The organism is Nocardia sp. NPDC059229 (assembly GCF_042754165.1).
GTDB lineage: Bacteria > Actinomycetota > Actinomycetes > Mycobacteriales > Mycobacteriaceae > Nocardia.
This window is the reverse complement of record NZ_JBHZAK010000031.1, coordinates 20,024-37,708: the sequence shown is the minus strand read 5'-3', so window position 1 is coordinate 37,708 and position 17,685 is coordinate 20,024. Positions and strand designations below refer to the sequence as shown.

At 63.6% G+C, this 17,685-nt stretch carries 18 protein-coding genes; 7 read left to right on the top strand and 11 right to left on the bottom strand.

Annotation, left to right across the window (positions count from 1 at the left end):
- Positions 1-48: 48 nt before the first annotated feature.
- Together ACFXHE_RS40020 and ACFXHE_RS40015 are read right to left on the bottom strand one after the other, a co-directional pair.
- The gene (locus tag ACFXHE_RS40020; protein WP_379390312.1) at positions 49-792 is read right to left on the bottom strand and encodes a hypothetical protein; all 744 of its coding nucleotides are present in this window, start codon (positions 790-792) and stop codon (positions 49-51) included.
- Between the two features lie 132 nt (positions 793-924).
- Positions 925-2,148, bottom strand: a complete 1,224-nt coding sequence (locus tag ACFXHE_RS40015; RefSeq protein ID WP_379390310.1) for a helix-turn-helix domain-containing protein — start codon at positions 2,146-2,148, stop codon at positions 925-927.
- Between the two features lie 236 nt (positions 2,149-2,384).
- Here ACFXHE_RS40015 and ACFXHE_RS40010 point away from each other — a divergent pair, with 236 nt between their 5' ends.
- From ACFXHE_RS40010 to ACFXHE_RS39995, 4 genes are read left to right on the top strand one after another with little or no spacing between them, the layout of a single operon-like run.
- Complete coding sequence (locus tag ACFXHE_RS40010; protein WP_379390308.1) at positions 2,385-3,692, top strand: cytochrome P450; 1,308 nt, start codon at positions 2,385-2,387, stop codon at positions 3,690-3,692.
- Entirely contained in the window at positions 3,689-4,756 is a 1,068-nt protein-coding gene (locus ACFXHE_RS40005) for a GNAT family N-acetyltransferase (protein ID WP_379390306.1), read from the top strand. Before ACFXHE_RS40010 ends, ACFXHE_RS40005 begins: the two co-directional genes overlap by 4 nt.
- Positions 4,746-4,874 (top strand): hypothetical protein, encoded by a 129-nt coding sequence (locus ACFXHE_RS40000; RefSeq protein ID WP_379390304.1) that lies wholly within the window; start codon positions 4,746-4,748, stop codon positions 4,872-4,874. The genes ACFXHE_RS40005 and ACFXHE_RS40000 overlap by 11 nt, the downstream gene beginning before the upstream one ends.
- Positions 4,875-4,883: 9 nt before the next feature.
- Positions 4,884-6,035, top strand: coding sequence for an MFS transporter (locus ACFXHE_RS39995; protein ID WP_379390302.1), 1,152 nt, complete (start codon positions 4,884-4,886; stop codon positions 6,033-6,035).
- Here ACFXHE_RS39995 and ACFXHE_RS39990 read toward each other — a convergent pair.
- Complete coding sequence (locus ACFXHE_RS39990; RefSeq protein ID WP_379390300.1) at positions 5,956-6,543, bottom strand: TetR/AcrR family transcriptional regulator; 588 nt, start codon at positions 6,541-6,543, stop codon at positions 5,956-5,958. The two genes, ACFXHE_RS39995 and ACFXHE_RS39990, sit on opposite strands and share 80 nt — an antisense overlap.
- 122 nt (positions 6,544-6,665) lie before the next feature.
- On the opposite strand from ACFXHE_RS39990, the gene ACFXHE_RS39985 reads away from it, so the two are divergent.
- On the top strand, positions 6,666-7,013 hold the full coding sequence (locus ACFXHE_RS39985) for a DUF5360 family protein (protein WP_379390298.1): 348 nt from the start codon (positions 6,666-6,668) through the stop codon (positions 7,011-7,013).
- 48 nt (positions 7,014-7,061) lie between these two features.
- On the opposite strand, the gene ACFXHE_RS39980 is transcribed toward ACFXHE_RS39985, so the two are convergent.
- The 5 genes from ACFXHE_RS39980 to ACFXHE_RS39960 form a co-directional block, all read right to left on the bottom strand.
- Entirely contained in the window at positions 7,062-7,376 is a 315-nt protein-coding gene (locus ACFXHE_RS39980) for a hypothetical protein (RefSeq protein ID WP_379390296.1), read from the bottom strand.
- Entirely contained in the window at positions 7,373-7,582 is a 210-nt protein-coding gene (locus ACFXHE_RS39975) for a hypothetical protein (protein WP_379390294.1), read from the bottom strand. Before ACFXHE_RS39975 ends, ACFXHE_RS39980 begins: the two co-directional genes overlap by 4 nt.
- A 68-nt stretch (positions 7,583-7,650) precedes the next feature.
- The gene (locus ACFXHE_RS39970) at positions 7,651-9,834 is read right to left on the bottom strand and encodes a hypothetical protein (protein WP_379390292.1); all 2,184 of its coding nucleotides are present in this window, start codon (positions 9,832-9,834) and stop codon (positions 7,651-7,653) included.
- A complete protein-coding gene (locus tag ACFXHE_RS39965) occupies positions 9,834-10,157 on the bottom strand; it encodes a hypothetical protein (RefSeq protein WP_379390290.1) in 324 nt (107 codons plus the stop codon). The genes ACFXHE_RS39970 and ACFXHE_RS39965 overlap by 1 nt, the downstream gene beginning before the upstream one ends.
- Positions 10,147-10,533, bottom strand: a complete 387-nt coding sequence (locus tag ACFXHE_RS39960; protein WP_379390288.1) for a YbaB/EbfC family nucleoid-associated protein — start codon at positions 10,531-10,533, stop codon at positions 10,147-10,149. The genes ACFXHE_RS39965 and ACFXHE_RS39960 overlap by 11 nt, the downstream gene beginning before the upstream one ends.
- 729 nt (positions 10,534-11,262) lie before the next feature.
- Here ACFXHE_RS39960 and ACFXHE_RS39955 point away from each other — a divergent pair.
- Positions 11,263-12,297 (top strand): helix-turn-helix domain-containing protein, encoded by a 1,035-nt coding sequence (locus tag ACFXHE_RS39955; RefSeq protein ID WP_379390286.1) that lies wholly within the window; start codon positions 11,263-11,265, stop codon positions 12,295-12,297.
- Positions 12,298-12,594: 297 nt separating this feature from the next.
- Positions 12,595-13,428: a hypothetical protein gene (locus ACFXHE_RS39950; RefSeq protein ID WP_379390284.1), complete on the top strand. Its 834-nt coding sequence runs from the start codon at positions 12,595-12,597 to the stop codon at positions 13,426-13,428.
- 72 nt (positions 13,429-13,500) lie between these two features.
- On the opposite strand, the gene ACFXHE_RS39945 is transcribed toward ACFXHE_RS39950, so the two are convergent.
- The 3 genes from ACFXHE_RS39945 to ACFXHE_RS39935 all read right to left on the bottom strand — a co-directional run bounded on the left by ACFXHE_RS39945 (position 13,501) and on the right by ACFXHE_RS39935 (position 17,334).
- Positions 13,501-14,547: a hypothetical protein gene (locus ACFXHE_RS39945; RefSeq protein ID WP_379390282.1), complete on the bottom strand. Its 1,047-nt coding sequence runs from the start codon at positions 14,545-14,547 to the stop codon at positions 13,501-13,503.
- Between the two features lie 764 nt (positions 14,548-15,311).
- Positions 15,312-15,680: a hypothetical protein gene (locus ACFXHE_RS39940; protein ID WP_379390280.1), complete on the bottom strand. Its 369-nt coding sequence runs from the start codon at positions 15,678-15,680 to the stop codon at positions 15,312-15,314.
- Between the two features lie 178 nt (positions 15,681-15,858).
- Positions 15,859-17,334 carry an MFS transporter gene (locus ACFXHE_RS39935; protein ID WP_379390278.1) on the bottom strand — a complete coding sequence of 492 codons (1,476 nt, stop codon included), beginning with the start codon at positions 17,332-17,334 and terminating at the stop codon, positions 15,859-15,861.
- Positions 17,335-17,685: the final 351 nt, after the last annotated feature.

Below are 17,685 nucleotides of genomic sequence, written 5' to 3'. Positions count from 1 at the left end.
CAGAAGCTCCCGCGAATGCGGGCCCGCACATCAGGCGGGCCCGATGGGCTACCGGCCGATGTGGCTCGGTGTCTTCACACCGAGCCCGGTGGGCAGGCCGTGACGACTGAGCAAGGTGACTGCGCCGACCATGATCCAGACGTAAGTGGCCACCGCACCGGGCAGCACATTGCCGACGGAGCCGGGGGACCAGGGGCCGGTCGGAATGAACACTGAGACAAGGGAAGCGACATCGATGACCCCGACAGCGACGGCTGCCCGTGCCAGACCGGCAGGCAGTATCCGATGATGGCGATTCGCCGCCGCTATAGCGAACCAGATCAGCCCGAGCAGTACCGTGTTGAGTGCGAAACAGATCTCGGTGAGATTCCACGAGTACGCGATGACCATCAGCGCCGGATGATCCAAGCCCCCTCCCGAACCCTGGAATCCGCGTCCCATGACCGCGATGGTCAGAAACGTACTTGCGAACACGAGAGCCGTGGCCGCGGATGTTGCGCCGCCGCCGACCATCACCATCGCGCTCATCGTGATACGGCCACTCTGTCGTATGTAGGCGACTGCGAGCAGCCACACGAACAACACCTGCGCTGCGGTGAGCATCAGCCACACGAGCGTGCCGACTTCACCGAAGTGTCGCGGCAGCTCGTAGTCGAGGTAGACGTGACCGTCGAGATTGTCGTCGGGCCAAGGGAATTGACCGATGGCGAACCCGATGATCATGGCCGGCAACGGCAGCGTCCCGACCGCGCCCGCCCATCGCAGGTGGTAATTCTGGGAGTCGGTATCCATGAACCAGACCTTTCCGCAAACGCTGTAACGGGTCGGTGGCTCGGCTCCGAAGCCGGGCCCTTGACCGAATCCTGGTGCCCGCCGATGCCGGTGCGGCCAAATGGGTGTGGCCCCAATTCCGGGACGCGTGGGTCATTGGAAGCCGGCGAGTTCGGCGAGGTGACGTACTTCCGGGCGCACCAGGTAGTTGTCGTGGCGCAGCAGTTGGCGCACGGCGTGGCGGGCATCTGGATCGAATCGGATGTCCTCGGGGCATGCCTTGGCGGCTTTGGTCAGTGCCAGCGCAGCCGCTACCTCGTCGCGGCGATGCACATACGCAACGGCTTGGCAGATGTGATATCTGGCGCGGCGGGCGGGCAGCAGGTCCGCGGTCGGCTCTATCGTGGCGGCGAGCCGGATCGCCTCGTCGGGATTGTTCGATGTCAGTGCGACCTGGATGCCGATCAAACCTACTTCGGTGGGCCCGAATTGAATACCGCAGCATTGTGCATTCGCGCCGACAGCGTCCGCCGCGTTCGCCGCGTTCGCCAGCAATCGCATCACGTCCTGGCTGTGCTTGGTCGCTGCGGCGGCCTGGGCGGCCAGCAGATGCAACGCGCCCCACAAGGCGGTCTCGGCAGCCGTGTCCGGCAAGTCCGCGGACAGGCGCCGGGCCGCGGCCAGTACGTAATCCTGGCAGTGAACCGGATACGACATGCCCATCAACGTGTTACCGACCTCCCAGGCACTGGCCGCAATCAGCCGAGCGTCCCCGAGACTGGTCGCGATATCCATCGCTCGGTCGGCGACAACCGCGGCCAGGGTGTGATCGCCACAGGCGGTAAGCAGTTGCCGCGCCAGGTGATAGGCCTGAACGAGCAGCCGGGCCGAGGCATCCTCACGCGAGCCCCAGCGTGCTTGCTGGCTGGTTCGCACGACCGCGGGCAGGTCGCGGGCCAGTCGCGAGTAGCGTTTCGAAGCCGTATTCCAGATCTGCCCGCACGCCGACAAGTCGGCGCGAAGCAGCTCGGTGTCGAATTGTGTAGTGACACTGCTGGTTTCGCTGACCCGAAGCATGGGGTGATCGAGAATGACCCCGCGCAGCGCCTCCAGCATATCGCTGTCCGCGCTGAAGCCTGCAGGTTGTGTGGGTGTCATGTCGATCAACTCGGTGAGGTTGTCGATCTGCAGAATCTCGGCGAGCCGGATGAGCACCTCGACGCTGTCGAGCTTTCGACGGCCCGATTCCACCAGTCGCAGCCACTCCTCGCTACGCCCGGCCAGGTTGGCCACTACCTTGCGCGACAAGCCGCGTCGGCGTCGGCGCATCTCCAAGCGCTCACCCACGGCAAGTTCGGTTGTGATGGGCGCGTGCATATGTCATCCCTCCGCAGTCATGGTGAAAGTCGGATCCTGACATCCAGCGGGTCTGGTGATCGCCGTGATGCCCTCCCATGCGCGAGAAATGCGCTGTCTCTGTTGACAGTTCGACCGCACTCGGTGCGCAGGCCGCACTGTGTGCCGTAATTCGACTCGTGGCCAATGGATTTCGATCAGGATCAGGAGAGTACATAGTGAACCTCGGACCTACGATCCCTCTCGCGCCAGGAGCCTTGCCGCTGCTCGGGCATACCCTGGAGCTGGTGCGAAGGCCGCTGGAGTTTATGAAATCGCTTGCCGTGCAGGGTGATTTGATACGCATCCGTTTCGGCCCGGGCACTGCGGTTGTCGTGTCCGAACCGGGGTTGCTGGACAAGCTGTTGCGCGACGACCGTATCTTCGACAAGGGGGGCCCGTTCTTCGATCGTGCGCGAGACGTGGTGGGCGACAGTCTGCCGGTGTGCCCGCACAATGTGCACCGCCGTCTGCGACGGCTGGCTCAGCCGTCGTTCCACAAGACGCGCTTGCCCGGCTACGCAGACATCATGACCAGTCAGATCACCGCGGCTGTCGACCGCTGGCATGACGGACAGGTTCTCGACGTACTCGAGCAGACAACGACGATTGCCTCGAACACTCTTGTCGCGACAATGTTCTCCGAGTCGTTGCCGGCGATCGTGCTGCAGCGGATGCTCGAGGATCTGTCCACCATCGTGAACGGGATCTATCAGCGGGTAATCATCCCGCCGCAGCTGGCGCGGCTGAATCTGCTGGGTTCGTGGCGCTACGAGCGCGCGAGCCGACGCCTGCGTGCGGACATGTCGACCATCATCGCCGCCCGCCGTGCCGACGGAGCCGACCATGGCGACCTGTTGTCGGCGCTGCTGCATGCCGACGACCCGGACAGCGACCATCCCAGGCTGAGCGACGACGAGATCATCGGCCAATTGCTGTCATTCTTCTGGGCAGGTACCGAGACCACGGGTAGCACCGTGGCGTGGGCACTGCACATGCTGGCGCAATACCCCGAGATCGAAGATCGCTTGCACGCCGAGGTCGACGCAGTGCTGGGCGGGCGCGTCGCGAGCTATGCCGACCTCGAGCAGCTCGAGCTGACCAGCCGCATCATCACCGAAACGATGCGGCTGTGGCCCTCGGCGTGGCTGCTCACCAGAACAGCCACCGCGGACACCGAACTCGGCGGACATGCGATCGCGGCCGGCACCACCATCGTGTTCGGTGCCTATCCCATCCACCACCGCGCCGACCAGCTCCGCGCCGACCGGTTCGATCCGGATCGCTGGTTGCCGGGAAAGGAATCTCCACAGCGCATCGCCTACGTTCCCTTCGGCGCGGGAGCCCGCAAATGCATGGGCGATGTCTTCTCCCAGACCGAGGCGACACTCATGCTGGCGACCATCGCCGCCCGATGGTCGCTGAGCCACCTGCCCGGAAGCAGGGTCCGCCCCAAAGCCACCGCCATTCTTTCCCCGGCTGGACTGCGGATGCGCGCGACCGGCAGGACAGTCGAGGAGCGGTGAACATTCATGTCGATGCGAGTTGCACAGTCGAGAGGCCCGAAATCTGGGCCGAGATGGCAGCGGCCACAGCGGATTACACGGTGTCTCCGGCGTGGCTCGATACGATGGGTCCACTACTTCCCGGCGAATCTCGATGGCATGTAACGGATATCGACGGCGCCCCGCAGGTCGGGTTGCATCTACGGTGGCTGCCGTCGCCTCCACAAGAATTGCGGTACAACCTGGCAGCCGGTCTGCGCGGCGAGATGCCATCACCCGACATCAGGGATTCGACCAGGGTGATCGACGTCCGGGAATCCTCGCTGTATCCCTCAGTGTTGGCTGTCTTGCCCGGATTCTCCTGTGTGCCAGCGGGTTCGGGTGCGCGCGACCCAGATGCTCTACGGTGCGCGCTGGAAAGACTGGATGCTTGGGCGCGAGACGAAGGCGCTCGATCAGTGTCGTTTCTCTACGTTCCGCAACGGCAGCTTCCGCTTCGGTGGGCCTTGAGCGAATTCGGCGCGATACCGGTAGATCTGTATCCCACCTGCGTCCTTCCGGTCTCGTTCGATGATGTCGAGGAGTACCTGGGGCAGCTGTCCCGACGACGGCGGGCCGACTGGGGCCGGCCGCGTCGCCGCCTCGCCGAGAACGACATGACCGTTGCCGAAGCTGATCTCGGTAAAGTTCGCGACGAGGTGCTCGAGCTCAGGCTGAACTTGTTGCGCAAGTATGGCGCGGAGGCGGACTCCGCCGCTCATTCGGCGGCGATAGATCGAATGCTGCGCAACTATCGAACCGACGACATCGTGGTGATCGCGACCCGCCATGGGGAGCGGCTGGTCGGGTTCACACTGGGGCTTCGGCACGGAAGCACCCTGCGCATGCTCTGGTGCGGTCGCCGGCCCGAGGCCTATGGCGCGTACTTCGTCATGTGCTATTACGAGACCATCCGAGCCGCGTTGCGGAGGGGTGTTGCGCAGATCGACTACGGCACTCAGAAGTGGGAGGTGAAGTCTGCGTACGGCTGTCGGATGGAGTCACTGACGGGCCATATGTGGACGGTTGCCGCGAATGCCCGCTAGCCGCGTGTTCCTGCCGGGGCAGGCAGCGTCTCTGCTGGGCGACGGATTGGCGGTACTGGCCATCCCGCTGCTCGTACTCCGGCTCACCGACGATCCCATGATCGCGGCGCTGGCCTAGGCCCCGCGCATGGTCGGCTATCTGATCGCAGGTCTACCGGCCGGCCCGGTCGTCGATCGAACGAATCCGTGGCGCGTCCTCGTGGCCGCCGATGCTGTTCGCCTCGCGATATTTCTCATCCTGTTCGGCTCGCTGTCATGGTTGCCCTGTGGGGTCTGGACGATTCTCGGGTTGGCCTGGGCAGCCGGTGTTGCCGGCGTGTTCTTCGAGACCGCGCTGGTCGTGGCTGTCCGCGATCTTTTCCAGGGGCCGAAACTTCTGCGTGCCAACAGCTTTCTCGAAGGATCCGCTCAATTGTCGGCTGTGTTGGGGCCGGCCCTCGTGGGACTCGTCGCGACCGGGGCCGGACTCGGGGCAGCCCTGCTCCTCGACGCGGCGACCTTCGCGATCTCGCTGGCCACGCTACGAGCGACCGCGCGCGGGGCAGATTCCAACGCACCCGAACCCGCGGATGACAAAGCTCCGCCGTCGGATGGCCATGGCTTCGGGATACGAGCGACGCTGAAGCTGGCCCGCATCGAATTCGTTGAGGGACTTCGTTTCCTGAGGAGATCACCGTTCCTCACCGGCATGGTGCTGCTGCAGGTCGTGACAACATTCGCTCAGAGCGCTGAAACACTGATTCCCTATTTCGCCCGCGACCGACTCGGCGAGCCCGCCCACATTGTCGGCTCGGTCGTCGCCGGCGGCGGTCTCGGAGGGATCCTCGCCGCTGCGCTCGCGGGCGTACTCGGCGCTCACCGACGCCCGCTCGTCGCATGCGCGGCAGGGGTGCTGGCCATGGCAGTTGGACTGATCGGCATCGGCCTGGCATCCAACGCCGCTGTGCTGATCATCGCCAACATGGTGTTCATAGGCGGCTCGGTCCTGGCGGTGATAATCATCCGGACGATCCGCCAACAGATAGTCCCGCGCCCCCTGCTCGGCAGGGTGACCAGCTCGGTGCGATCTGTCGTATTAGCCGCTGGCACAGCGGGGACGGTGCTCGCGGGAGTCTGCACACACCTCGAAGGCAATAACCCGCGGCCCGTATTTCTGGTGGCCGCAGCACTGATTGCTCTGGCCCTTCCGCTGGTGTGGATCAGCGCAAACGCATCGTCACTTCGTCCAGGACGCGCGCGGCCTGCCGCCGGAGCAGCGCCAGTTGGTACTCCGGAGTGAACCGATCAGGATCGAAAACCGCCTGCAATCCGATGCCGTCGATGATGACCATCAGCTCTTCGGCCACACTCTCGAGGGCCCGGCCCGCATACCCCGCGGACGCCAGCACCATCTGCAGCGATTCGCGCCAGGCTCGATACCGCCGCCGCTGTTCGCCTGCCAGCTCGGCATCGTGAGTCGCCCAGTCCCAGAACGCTATCCACACCTGCCATTCGATGCGACGGGTCTCATCCATGGGCAGGCACTGGCACAGCACCTCGTACATGTCCGCGGACTGCGTGACCATCTCCGTGATCCGCTCCTCGACCGCCGTGGTCGCCGATGCCAATGCCGCGAGCAGCACCTGGCGCTTGCCGTCGAAGTAGTGCACGACCATTCCGGTCGTGCACCCGGCCTCGGTAGCGATGTCACGGACGGTGGTGTTCGCCAGACCTGCGGTGGCGATGACCCGGCACGCCGCGGCGCTGATGGTGCGGCGTCGTTCCTCGTGGTCGACGATCTTCGGCATTGACACGGCACTTTACATCACGGATATTACATAACCGTGGTTATGCAAAAATCCGACCCGGACTCATCCGGCGTCGACGCGTGATGCCCGCACCCTTCATTCACCGCCGTATCAGACAGATCGTGTTCCTGACCGATCTCGGGTTTCTGACCTACTGGATCGGCACCGCGCTGGGCGTCCTCAGCGTCGGATCCGATCATCTTCTGCAGCAATGGAACTGGTCGTTCCTTGGACTCGATCTCGCCGCGATCGGCCTGGGTCTGGCCGGCCTCGCCGCCCGGTCCGGCGCGAGATCGCTCCCTGTCACTACGGTGTCCTTGTCGCTGACCTCGGCCGCGGGACTGATGGCATTGAACTTCTATGTGCTCCGAGGTGACTATGAACTGGCGTGGTGGATCCCTAACCTGTGGCTGTTCGGCTTCCCGATCCTGGCTCTTTTCGGCATCTACCGGACCCAACCGGACTCATGAACAACCGACCCGTGACAGCGGGCGGCGGTGGAAACTCAGAGGGTCGATTCAGAGGTCGAATCTGACGGCGAGCACCATTTTTATGAAGTCGAGTGCTTCGGTGCTCACGGTCCCGTCGTAGGTCCCGGCCTCGAGCACCACTCGTACACAAGGGATGAACCGGTGCAGTGCGAGTACGCGGCCCTCGCCCCAGCCCACGGAGAAGATCCGCAGATCTTGCGGCATCTCCCGGGCGTCGACGACCGGCACCGCCAGCGCTACGTCGCGATGGCGCAGCAGCGTTTGGCCGTCGACGATCACCACGGTCAGATAGCCGTCACCGGCGGCGATGGTGTAGATGTCGCCTTGGCGCAGTTCTCTCACAGGGGCAGGCCCATGCCGATGCGCATCAGGTCGGCATCGCTGTACTTCGGTGGGTTCGCCTGCTCGTGCGCGGCGATGCGGCGCAACTCCTTGTCCGCGAGCCGCTGCAGAACCGCCCGGTTGATCTCGGCGCTGACGTTGCCGTCCGCGCTCTCGCGCAGGGCCTCGGCAGTGGCGTCGGGGAGGCTGATGTTCAGTTTCGCCATACCCCCACGGTAAAGCGTAACGCTTTACCGTGGCAACTGATCACTGCTGGCCCAGCAAATCCACATCATCAGACGGAAAGTGTCGAAGCGGGGGGAGTCGTCGGCAGGGCGCTGGTCAGGTCGGCGCCGGTGGGGTGGAAGAAGCCGTTGAACGTGCCGTAGTCTCCGAGTCCGGAATCCGGGGGATTCTCGGCATCGGGCAGCGCCACCGTCTTCGTGTTTATGATGATCATTCGAGTACCGTTCTCCACGACCACCAAGGCCGTGCGGTTACCCCACTGTGCCACATCACCGGTGCGGAGTTTCGTGTTTTGACCTTCGGGGAGCTGGGAGGGCTCGTCCACCTGCACCCATGGGTTGCTCGGTGTGTTTTCGCCCGGCGTTCCGCTGTACGCCGCGCGGGCGTCACTGCCATTGGGGTAGTTCTGTTCATGGGTCACCGCAGCGTGTACGACCGAGGTCACCTGCTGGGTGATGCCGTCTATCGAAAGGTCGACCATCGACTTCGCTTTGGTTACCGCGGGCGTCGTCTTGGGATCGCCGATAGCGGTGACGGCGGGGGCGGGAGTGGTGGTTGCCGGGGTGGTCACCGTCGCCGGTTGAGCGGTCGTGGGCTGCCCCGGGTACTGGTTTTGCCGGTCGTTGGGGTCGGTGTTGCCGTAAGGACTGCCGAAACCGTTGCGGTTCTGACTGAACGCGCTCGTAAGTGCCTGTGTCAGAAAGAAGTCGTTCAGCAGATTCGGGCTCTGCGAAGTCTCGCCGCCGGTGCTCACGGCGGGCGTGACATCGGTCGAGTTGTTTCCGATCCCTGCCTGATCACCGGCGGTCGGCTGATCGCCGGACGTGGATCCGAGGTCGGTGGTCGCACCCGAGTCGGCGGTCGCGCCGGCATGCTGATCACCATTGACCGGCGTGAGACCGTCCATGATGGTGGACACTGTCGTGGCGGCGGGATCGGGTTTGGCAGCACCGGGATCAGGTTTGGCGGCACCTGGATCGGGTTTGCCAGCGCCGGGATCGGGTTTGGCAGCGCCGGGATCAGGTTTGCCAGCGCCGGGATCAGGTTTGCCAGCGCCGGGATCAGGTTTGCCAGCGCCGGGATCAGGTTTGCCAGCGCCGGGATCGGGCTTGGCAGCGCCGGGATCGGGTTTGCCAGCGCCGGGATCAGGTTTGGCGGCACCTGGATCGGGTTTGCCAGCGCCGGGATCAGGTGCGGTCTGTGGAGTCTCCTGGAATTTCTTGGCCGCCTCCGCGTATTTGGCATCCCAGTCTGCGGCGGCCTTTTCGAGCGGCCCGATATAATAGCGCTGTTCGGCGTCGGGGGTCAGGACATATTCGTTGGAATAGGGGTTCTTGGGGTCGATGACCCTCTGGTATACGGTGCCCGTCATGGAGTTTACGGGGACCTGCATGTTATAGGTTGCACTGCCGTACGGATTCTCCATGACCTGGTTGAAATCGTGCCCTATAGCCAGCGGATCATACTTCGGCTCGTACGCGAGTTGGTGGTTGATCCGGTCCAAGATCTCGACCAGATCCTTGAACAGTTGATCACCCGTCACCGCGGCGTCGTACGCGGTGTTCGCAAGGTCCGCGTGTGCCTGCACATAAGCATCTTGCCGTGCCGTCAGCTGCTTACTGAGGTCACCGTTCGCATCTCTGATTTTCGACCAGCCGGTCACATCCGGAATCTTGAGTCCGAATTGCTCCAAGCTGAAGTCGGGGTGGGCGGCAGGATTGCGGTGTCCGAGCGTTTTCATGTCCCACTTCATCACGAACTCGGTGTCCTGCAGCAGGCTGTCCAATTGCGGGCTGCGCCCCTTCACTCTATAGAGCGTGACATCTGCTGGATCTTGTTTCTTATCGTTGCCGTCGGACGATATCCACCCATACCTGCCGAACTGTGGTCCAGCCGCTATATTATCGCAATAGGCATCGACGGCGTGATTCTTGATCGCCGCGATAAAATCCTTGTACTTGGGGTCGTCGGCGAGTTTGGCTTCGTTCACAGAATAGAGAAAGTCGTCTTTGAAATTCTCCATGCCCATAGAACTGTTCCACCAGCCCTGGTGAGTGAGTCTTCTCCAGGCCTCTTTTAGGTCTGGTGCACTCAGGGCCGTCAGTCTCTGGAGGGCATCCTTGATCTGGTTGTCGGTGAACCCATAGTCAGCGTCAAGCTTCCCAAACACGCCCTGGGGCATCCAGCTTTTCTCGATGCGATCAACGGCGTCATTGACCGCCGCGTCGCTCATCAGGCGTTCCTCTGGCTGCTGTTTTCATCGATGCCCGCCGATGTCTGCAATACATCGGCTTCCTCGAGGCGGCTGGCTCCGTCAAGTAGGTGATCGCGCCCATGCTCTTGATCGGCGGCTATACCCTGGGCCTCGCGGTGTAGACCGGTGTGGCCCTCGACCAGGTGGGCATGCACTGGCGCCTGGATCGTTCCGTTGCGAGTAATGTACTCATCGAGATAAGCCTGCGGAAATTGGATCTTCCGGGTTGTTGCCGCGGCTGCATCTCGATCCGAAGCGATGCTACGAAACTCATCCGGCTGGGCGTCTAGATTACCCGACATTTTCGTCTGCTTTCTGCTGTTGGCTACTCGCCGGATCAGGGTGCAATTCCCATACGATCTCCTCGAGCGGGCGAGGCAAGCGGGCCGGGTCGCTCATTGCGAGGGCGTATTGCCGCTTGGCGTCCTCGGTGCTTTCGGCGATGGCCGCCATGATCTCCGCGGCCAGTTCGCGGTTGTCGAACCGATCGCAGGTTCCGGGGGCCAGGTATAGGTCCCGGAGTCGTCCGCGCACATCGACCTCGGGGATGACCAGGCCACTCGGTGATGGACGGCGTGCCACGATCGCGTCGGCCTGTTCCCGCATTTCGGCGATGCGATGCCGCAATTCCCGTCTCATGCTGAATCCGGCCTGCACGTCGGGATGGAACTCTCTCATCGGTCCTCACTCGTCGGTGGCAGGTTCAGACAGACACGTTCTGTTGCGCGACGTCGGGCCTGGGCGTGTTGGGAACCGGTGCGGTGGACGGAAAGAACGGATCCGGAATTGTCGCCCCATCCACCGTCATGTCCGTTGGCACCGCCTTCCGTGTGATCTGGCTTCATTTTCGGCTGTTCCCGGTGCTGGGAACGGCTGGTGCGCGCTTTCGGGCATAGTTGAGGTGCCGCGTTGCGCAGGTGCTGACTGTCCGTCACCAGTACTGTTGCCCACCAACAACATTCACTCTTCGCGGCAGGGGACGGTGACCGCGGGATCGGATGCCCCTTCGATCCCGACGGCGCACGTCTTTGATCGCAGAATCACATGGAAGAGGTTTGCAGTGCCCGATACTGGATCAGCCGGCCCGCTCGATCTGGCCAACATCTTGTCTTTTGTCGGTTCGGCAGTCGGTCTGGGAAGCTCGCTGCTGAGCTTCGTGCTCTGATCGAGAGCGAAACGCCATGCACACGGACCCGGCCAAGGCCGGGTCCGCAGTGTGTCGGTAGGCCAGTACCGGCAACCCGTCACTGGACACCGGGAACTAACCATTTGGTTAACTATCGAAAGTAGTTCGTTCGTAATTTCGTGCGCCAGCCGAGTCGATTCATTGCGATAACTCGATATGCCGCAAGGAGTCTGGGCTTAATGACTCGACAACCGGCGTGGCGATCTGGATAAGCTCTGTCGATGATCGAAGGCACCATTCCTGCGCGCACGGTGAGCTTGATTTGGGCGGCGGCGATTCGGGCCGGAGTTCCGCGGAGCGAACTGACCGCCATTCATCCCACGGTGAATCCCACGACATTCGGTAACGACCTGCTCCGCGTCCCGGGAACATGGGCCCCGCGCGTCTGGGAACTCTTGGATGCCGCGGTCGGTCCGGGGGCGGGGTTGCTCGCGATGGAGACCGCCGAGCGGGGTGGCTTGTATGTCTGGGACTACCTGTTCACCAGTGAACCGACACTCGCGGCGAGTGTTCGCGCCGCCGTGGAGCTGCGTGCAGTGGTGACGGATCCCGGCGTCGGCTGGGAGGTGGTGGAGGACGGCGGCCTGTTGTCCATTCGCGATACCACCCCACTCTGGCCCGAATGCGTTCGCCCGGTCCAGGAGTTCACGCTGGCGCTCATGCTGCGGCGGGTCCGGGAAGCTACCCGTCGACCCTTGGTGCCGGTGCGGGTGGCCTTCACGCATCGGGAAAGCCGTCGATATCGGCATCTGATCGACGAATTCGGCACCCGCCGAATCGATTTCGGTACACCATATGCCGAGATCGCGTTCCTGGACGCCGGCCGACTTCCCACCGGAGCAGACCCGCATCTGGGTGCGATGCTGCGTCATTATGCCGAGCTGTTCCTGGCGTCATCACAGCCGACTCCGAGTCGGCAGAACACCGTCCGGATCGCGATCAAAGACGCGCTGAGCCAAGGCGATCTGAGTCTGGACCACGTCGCCACACGATTGTCGATCGGCCCGCGCACCTTGCAGCGCCGCCTGTCCGACATGGGAACCAGCTGGCGTGCGGAGGTGGAAGCCGTGCGCTACGAACACGCGGTGGAGCTTCTGCGCGTGACGCATCTGCCGATTCGCTCCGTCGCCACCCGCCTGGGCTATGCCGATGCCCGCGTCTTCCGGCGTTCCTTCCGGCGCTGGAGCGACCAGTCACCCGACGAGTTCCGCCGCCGGCCTCCCTCGTCTGTCGGCGGGGCCGATCCGTCCAGATGAGAGTGAAATTCTCGGATGATAGATGACAACCATGTATTGACCATTGGTGGGAATAGCGGTCGGAAGTCCTCGCGGGGATCGGGCAGTTTGCCGGGTCACAGCGTACGAAGCTAACTATCACGAGCTCGTACGAGACAAATGGGATATCGGCACGTCGAAACCTGTGAGATCGGTCCGAATCAGCGAGTGCCGCGAAAGGCTGATCCGAAACACTACAACAACACTGTGGTCGAGGTCTCGCTGCAATCGTAGTCACATTGCTGTATGTGTCGACTCGGATTAATCTGAATTCAGTCGATGGCCAATGCTGCCCATTGTGACCATCATTCGCCTTTCGAAATATTTTTCGAAATGGCACCGCCGACTGCAGTAGCTGGAAAAATGACTAATTTAGCAATTTTGCGTGCGCCGAACGAAAATGTCGAACGAGAACTCGGGGATGAGCAAGGCAATCGGCGTGCAGCTCTCGTAGCGCAAGATGATTCGTCCGCTCCGGCCGTAATGGGGCACTTGGGTGCGGCGGTCTCCGGGTTGATCACGATCGCCTTGTTGTTCCAACCCTGGCTGTCGGCCTCGGGGCCGACCGGGAGTGTGAAGTCCGATGCCTTCGGCCGAATCGAGGGCGTCAGCGGTCGTCGCATCAACTGGGCGACCGGCGGGTACTACGAGACGGACATAGGCGGCACCTGGGCGGTGCTGGCCGTCCTCGCCTCAGCGGTGACTGTCGCTGCGGTCGTGATTTACCTGCGAACTCGCAGCAGCACACTTTCGTATCTGGTTGTGGTCTCCGCGGTTGCCACTGCGATTTTCGTTCTCGCCGATCTGCTGTACCTCAGCGGAAAGGCGCCCGATTTGCGTGCCATGACCGAGGACAGTCGTCCGGTCCACGGCTTAAGCGGGCTGATCCAACAGTTTCTTGGAAATGATCGGCCGGATTCCGGCAGTCGTAAGGTCGCGAGCGCCGGCCTTGACCAGGCGGCATTATTATCTGGAGCGAGCGCTGTTGCGGGAGCCGTGGCAGCTGTTGCGTCAGGCATGCCCCGGCACGCCTGGCGCGCAATACTCCTGTTCCTGACCGCGCCACAATCGGACCAGGGACGCCAGCACAACATTTCATTACTACGGAGCTGATCGCGGCAAGCTGCGCCGGCAGAATACGACGCGACAGCCGAGATCCCGGGTCAGGGTATTGGAAATGCCTGATCAGTTACCGAGCGTGCCTTTGGCACTCAGATAGACGTGACGGACGATCACTGGTTCGGCGGAGTTTTCAGCGACTACCCGCAATTGCACGGCGGCGGCGGGCGCGCCGGCCGCCACCAGCACCTCCACGTCGAGCAGCGCCGGTCGCGGGTTCGCCTGCTCGATCGTCGCGGACGCGATGGGCCGGCCGTCGCACAGTAGTTCCAGCCCGACGGTTCCCGGGCTCACCTCGGATTCGAGCTCGGCGGCACCGGAGAGCGCATAGGAGATGCCCGGGTCCTGGCTACCGCCGTGCAGCCGGATGGTCGTGAGCGATTCGTCCAGTTCGATCAGCGGGCGTTGCACCCCTGTTCGTGAGAGATGGGCTTGATCACCGCCGGAGTGCCCGAATTTCCGCAGCGGAATGAGCGAGCCGCTGCGGGTGCGACGGCCGTCGACGGGCCATTGCCCGCCGGTCGGGACGAAGTCGTCGAAGACCGCCGAGGGGGGATGACCGAAGTCGTGCTCCCAGTCTCGAAGCCGGCTCCACCGCGTCCCGCCGGAGCGACTGCCGATCAATTCCCGCGCCGTCGGCAGATGCCCTTCTACGCCTCCGATCAGGAATTCGACCATTCCGCAGTCGAATCGGCGCCAGCAATGGTGTGCCCCAGCGCGCTGCAGGAATACCGAGGTTACCCATTCGTCCGGGTTCTCGTCCTCGATCGACCAGAAGAGCAGGTCACCGGCGAGAGTCTGGCCCCACAGCAGTAGATTGCTGGAATCGATTCTCCGGCAGTCGAACTCGTCGAAGAATCCATTATCGCGAAGGCCCGCGGTGTTATCGGCCAACACCGTGAGTGACCGGTGAGGCCCGGCACGTCTGGCCGGGAAGAACACCGACAGCGCCCCGTTGATCCGGCCGTCACCATAGAGGTCGATGAAGTCCCGGTAATCGGTGGGCAGCGCCATCCCCATGGCGTGTTCGACTTCGGCCCACGGGGGAGGCACCACCGGCGGCAGCGGCGGGGGCGTCATGAGTGAACTCAGATGCGCCACAGCGGAATGCACGATGACCCTCCCCGGTTGGTTGTCCGCACGGTAACAGCCGGATCAGCGCCCTCCCGCTGCTGGGAAATCCCGGTCTACCGGGGCTTCGAGGGTGTTGTTCCGACGCGCATCGCTGGGCTGATTCGGAGCACGCCGCGATCTGATGCGCGCCAGCCGATTTCGCCGCGCAGACCCGCGGCGCGGCTAGTGTCGGGCATTACAGGGGTGCGTGACAGAGCCGGGGACGCATGCGAACGACATCGCGGCGCCGTTGGGCATACGGAGATCGCGCTGGCCGCCTTCGCCCAGCTTGCTGCTGCCACCGCCTCCGTCGTGCGAGCTCGAGTGGGAGTCGTGCTCTGCCAGGGCGAGCGGCGCTGTGATGGTCGTGCCTGCCGCTATGCCGATGGCGATGAAAGCGGTAGCGAAGAACCTCTTGGGCTGGTGAGTGATCATGCGGTTTCCTCCGCGGTCACTCAGGGGAGGCCCCCTGAGTATTGTGCCGTTATATAACGGTACGATACTCGGTGACTTGATACCGTGGGATTCTCCGCGGTGGGAAGGGGGTCTCGGTCGCCCACAGCGCCTGCTGTGCCAAAGCGTCAGCAATTGATCTGCGAGACAACAACTTTGCAATGCTGGTAGGAAGGTGCGACAGAGCCGTTGGTCGAAGGTCTCTCGAAACCCGTACTCCCATGTGAATTGAGCAAAGAAAGCCCGTGCGCGTGACCACGAGGGTGGTCACGCGCACGGGCTCCGGTTTGCGTTATTCGGTTGGTCGGGATTCAGTAATCGCCGCTGCCCCCGAAGCTGCCGGACGGCGGCGGGAAGGGCGGGTATCGATGATGGTGGTATCCCGGATAGTCCGGGTGGTCCCACCAGCCGCCGGGGTAGTCCGGCCGATCACCCGGGTAGTCGGGGCAGTCTCGCCAGCCGTAACCGGGCCAGCCGTGATGTGCGGGCGACAAGATACCGTCGGGAGCCGCCCACTCGCTTTCCTGGTTCGATGCCGAGTCCTGGGACGTCGGTGCATCGAGCGTGATCTCGGCGAATGCCGGTGCCATGGCGGCGGCCGGTGATACCGCGATCGCCGCGATGACCGCGGCACGGGCGATAACTCGAGGCAGCGTTGCTCGAAGTTCGGGTTTTTTCATCTGGAGAACTCTCCGGGCCCCGAGAACTGTTGCCCGAGTGCCCTTTCCGGTTGCGGGGCAGCGTCGCGCGGCGAGTGTCCGCCCGTCGCCCGGCTACGAATGTACAGCCGGGCGACCACCCGCGGTCTTGCCATGAATGGCAAGACCGCCCTGGCCCTGCGGTGCGCGACCTGCCGGGTCAGGGCGCCGAGGACTCGGGGTCGGTCGCGGCCAGGGGTGGGGCGATGTCTTCCAGGGAGCGGCCCTCGGCGTCGACGGCGAGTCGGCTCGCGATCGAGCCGCCGGCCACCATGACGGCCGCACCCAGCAGGTAGCCCAGGAACAGGCGCCCCGGATACGAGCCGTCGCCGATCAGGGCACCGTAGACGACCGGTCCCAGTGCGCCGAAACACTGTGCGATGGCGAAGAATACGGCGATGGCCTTGGCTCGGACCTCCAGTGGGAAGATCTCGCTCACGGTGAGGTAGGCCGCGCTGGCGCCCGCCGAGGCGAAGAAGAAGATGACGCACCAGCACAGGGTCTGGGTGATCGCGCTCAGTAGGCCGCCGTAGAAGAGAAAAGCGGACACCGCGAGCAGCGATCCGGACAGGATATAGGTGCCGGAGATCATCACGCGGCGGCCGATGGTGTCGAACAGATGCCCGATCATCAAGGGGCCCAGCAGGTTTCCCACCGCGAATGCCACCAGGTACAGCGGTGTCGCCGAGGCGGAGACGCCGTAGAACTTGCCGAGCACCAGGGTGTAGGTGAAGAAGATCGCGTTGTAGAGGAACGACTGACTGATCATCAGGCTCGCGCCCAGAACGGCGCGGGACGGATACTCGCGGAACAACACTCGGGTCAGGGCCAGGTAGCCCATCTCCTGGGCCGGCTTGATGTCGATGGCCCGGGTCTCGTCCACCGGCGGTAGGTCCACTCCGCTCGCCCGCACTCCGCGCTCGATCTCGCGGATGGAAGCCTCGGCGTCCTGGGCCCGGCCGTGCATGATCTGCCAGCGTGGGCTCTCCGGCAGGTTGCGGCGGACGACCACGATCACCAGCCCCAGCACCGGCCCGATCAGGAACGCCAGCCTCCAGCCCACCGCCACACTCACCCGATCGAGCAGGACGTAGGTGCCCAGCGTGCCGAGAATCGCACCGGCCCAATAGGTGCCGTTGACCGCGATATCCACCCGGCCCCGATAGCGGGCAGGGATCAGTTCGTCGATCGCGGAGTTGATCGCCGCGTACTCGCCGCCGATACCGGCACCTGCGATGAATCGCGTCAGGAACAGGAACGCCAGCCACCCGCTGCCATTGCCGAGCGTGAAAGCGGTGAGCCCGCTACCGAACAGATAGATGCCGAGGGTGACGATGAACAGCCGGCGACGGCCGAGGCGATCGGAGAGACTGCCGAAGATCAGCGCACCGGCCACCTCGCCGATCAGATAGATGGTCGCGACCAGTCCGACCGCGGTCGAGGACAGGTGCAGCGCCTCCGGTTTGGTGAGCGTGTCGGCGACCGCGCTGGCGACGGTGATCTCGAGACCGTCGAGAATCCACGCCACACCGAGCGCGATCACCATTCGGGTATGGAATCCCGACCAGGGCAATCGATCGATCCGCGCCGGAATCGATGTTCGCACCGTCCCGGCCGCGCCTGCCACCTCCACCATGATGACTCCTGAATCAGTCCCCGACGTCCCCGACTGCTGAGCCTCCCCGTACCGATGACCTCGGCGCCCGGCTTCAGCAGTCCCGATCTCGCGTATGCGCTTGTGCCGCAAAGCGTATGGCGTTCCCAGGGCTGGCGGGCCGGTCGGCATCCCCGCGGGGTCGCCGAGAAGCGCACGCGACTGGGCTTCTCAGCTGTGGGATGTTCGGCGGCGGGACCGAAGGCCGCACGAAATAGTCTGTGACCCACCAGCTTCAGGCCCGGTTCGGCCAAGACTCGATCTCCCGGTACATCATTGCGACGATTTCCCGGCCGTACGGTCACTGCCGTTGCCTCTGCGAGTGAATGTACT

What these genes read in the sequence shown, in the direction of transcription:
- ACFXHE_RS39990 (WP_379390300.1), bottom strand. Translation starts at nt 6,543, where the DNA reads ATGCCGAAGATCGTCGACCACGAGGAACGACGCCGCACCATCAGCGCC.
- ACFXHE_RS39995 (WP_379390302.1), top strand. Translation starts at nt 4,884, where the DNA reads ATGGTCGGCTATCTGATCGCAGGTCTACCGGCCGGCCCGGTCGTCGAT.
- ACFXHE_RS39955 (WP_379390286.1), top strand. Translation starts at nt 11,263, where the DNA reads ATGATCGAAGGCACCATTCCTGCGCGCACGGTGAGCTTGATTTGGGCG.
- ACFXHE_RS39940 (WP_379390280.1), bottom strand. Translation starts at nt 15,680, where the DNA reads ATGAAAAAACCCGAACTTCGAGCAACGCTGCCTCGAGTTATCGCCCGT.
- ACFXHE_RS39935 (WP_379390278.1), bottom strand. Translation starts at nt 17,334, where the DNA reads ATGGTGGAGGTGGCAGGCGCGGCCGGGACGGTGCGAACATCGATTCCG.
- ACFXHE_RS40000 (WP_379390304.1), top strand. Translation starts at nt 4,746, where the DNA reads ATGCCCGCTAGCCGCGTGTTCCTGCCGGGGCAGGCAGCGTCTCTGCTG.
- ACFXHE_RS39965 (WP_379390290.1), bottom strand. Translation starts at nt 10,157, where the DNA reads ATGTCGGGTAATCTAGACGCCCAGCCGGATGAGTTTCGTAGCATCGCT.
- ACFXHE_RS40015 (WP_379390310.1), bottom strand. Translation starts at nt 2,148, where the DNA reads ATGCACGCGCCCATCACAACCGAACTTGCCGTGGGTGAGCGCTTGGAG.
- ACFXHE_RS39950 (WP_379390284.1), top strand. Translation starts at nt 12,595, where the DNA reads ATGGCCAATGCTGCCCATTGTGACCATCATTCGCCTTTCGAAATATTT.
- ACFXHE_RS39960 (WP_379390288.1), bottom strand. Translation starts at nt 10,533, where the DNA reads ATGAGAGAGTTCCATCCCGACGTGCAGGCCGGATTCAGCATGAGACGG.
- ACFXHE_RS39975 (WP_379390294.1), bottom strand. Translation starts at nt 7,582, where the DNA reads ATGGCGAAACTGAACATCAGCCTCCCCGACGCCACTGCCGAGGCCCTG.
- ACFXHE_RS39970 (WP_379390292.1), bottom strand. Translation starts at nt 9,834, where the DNA reads ATGAGCGACGCGGCGGTCAATGACGCCGTTGATCGCATCGAGAAAAGC.
- ACFXHE_RS40020 (WP_379390312.1), bottom strand. Translation starts at nt 792, where the DNA reads ATGGATACCGACTCCCAGAATTACCACCTGCGATGGGCGGGCGCGGTC.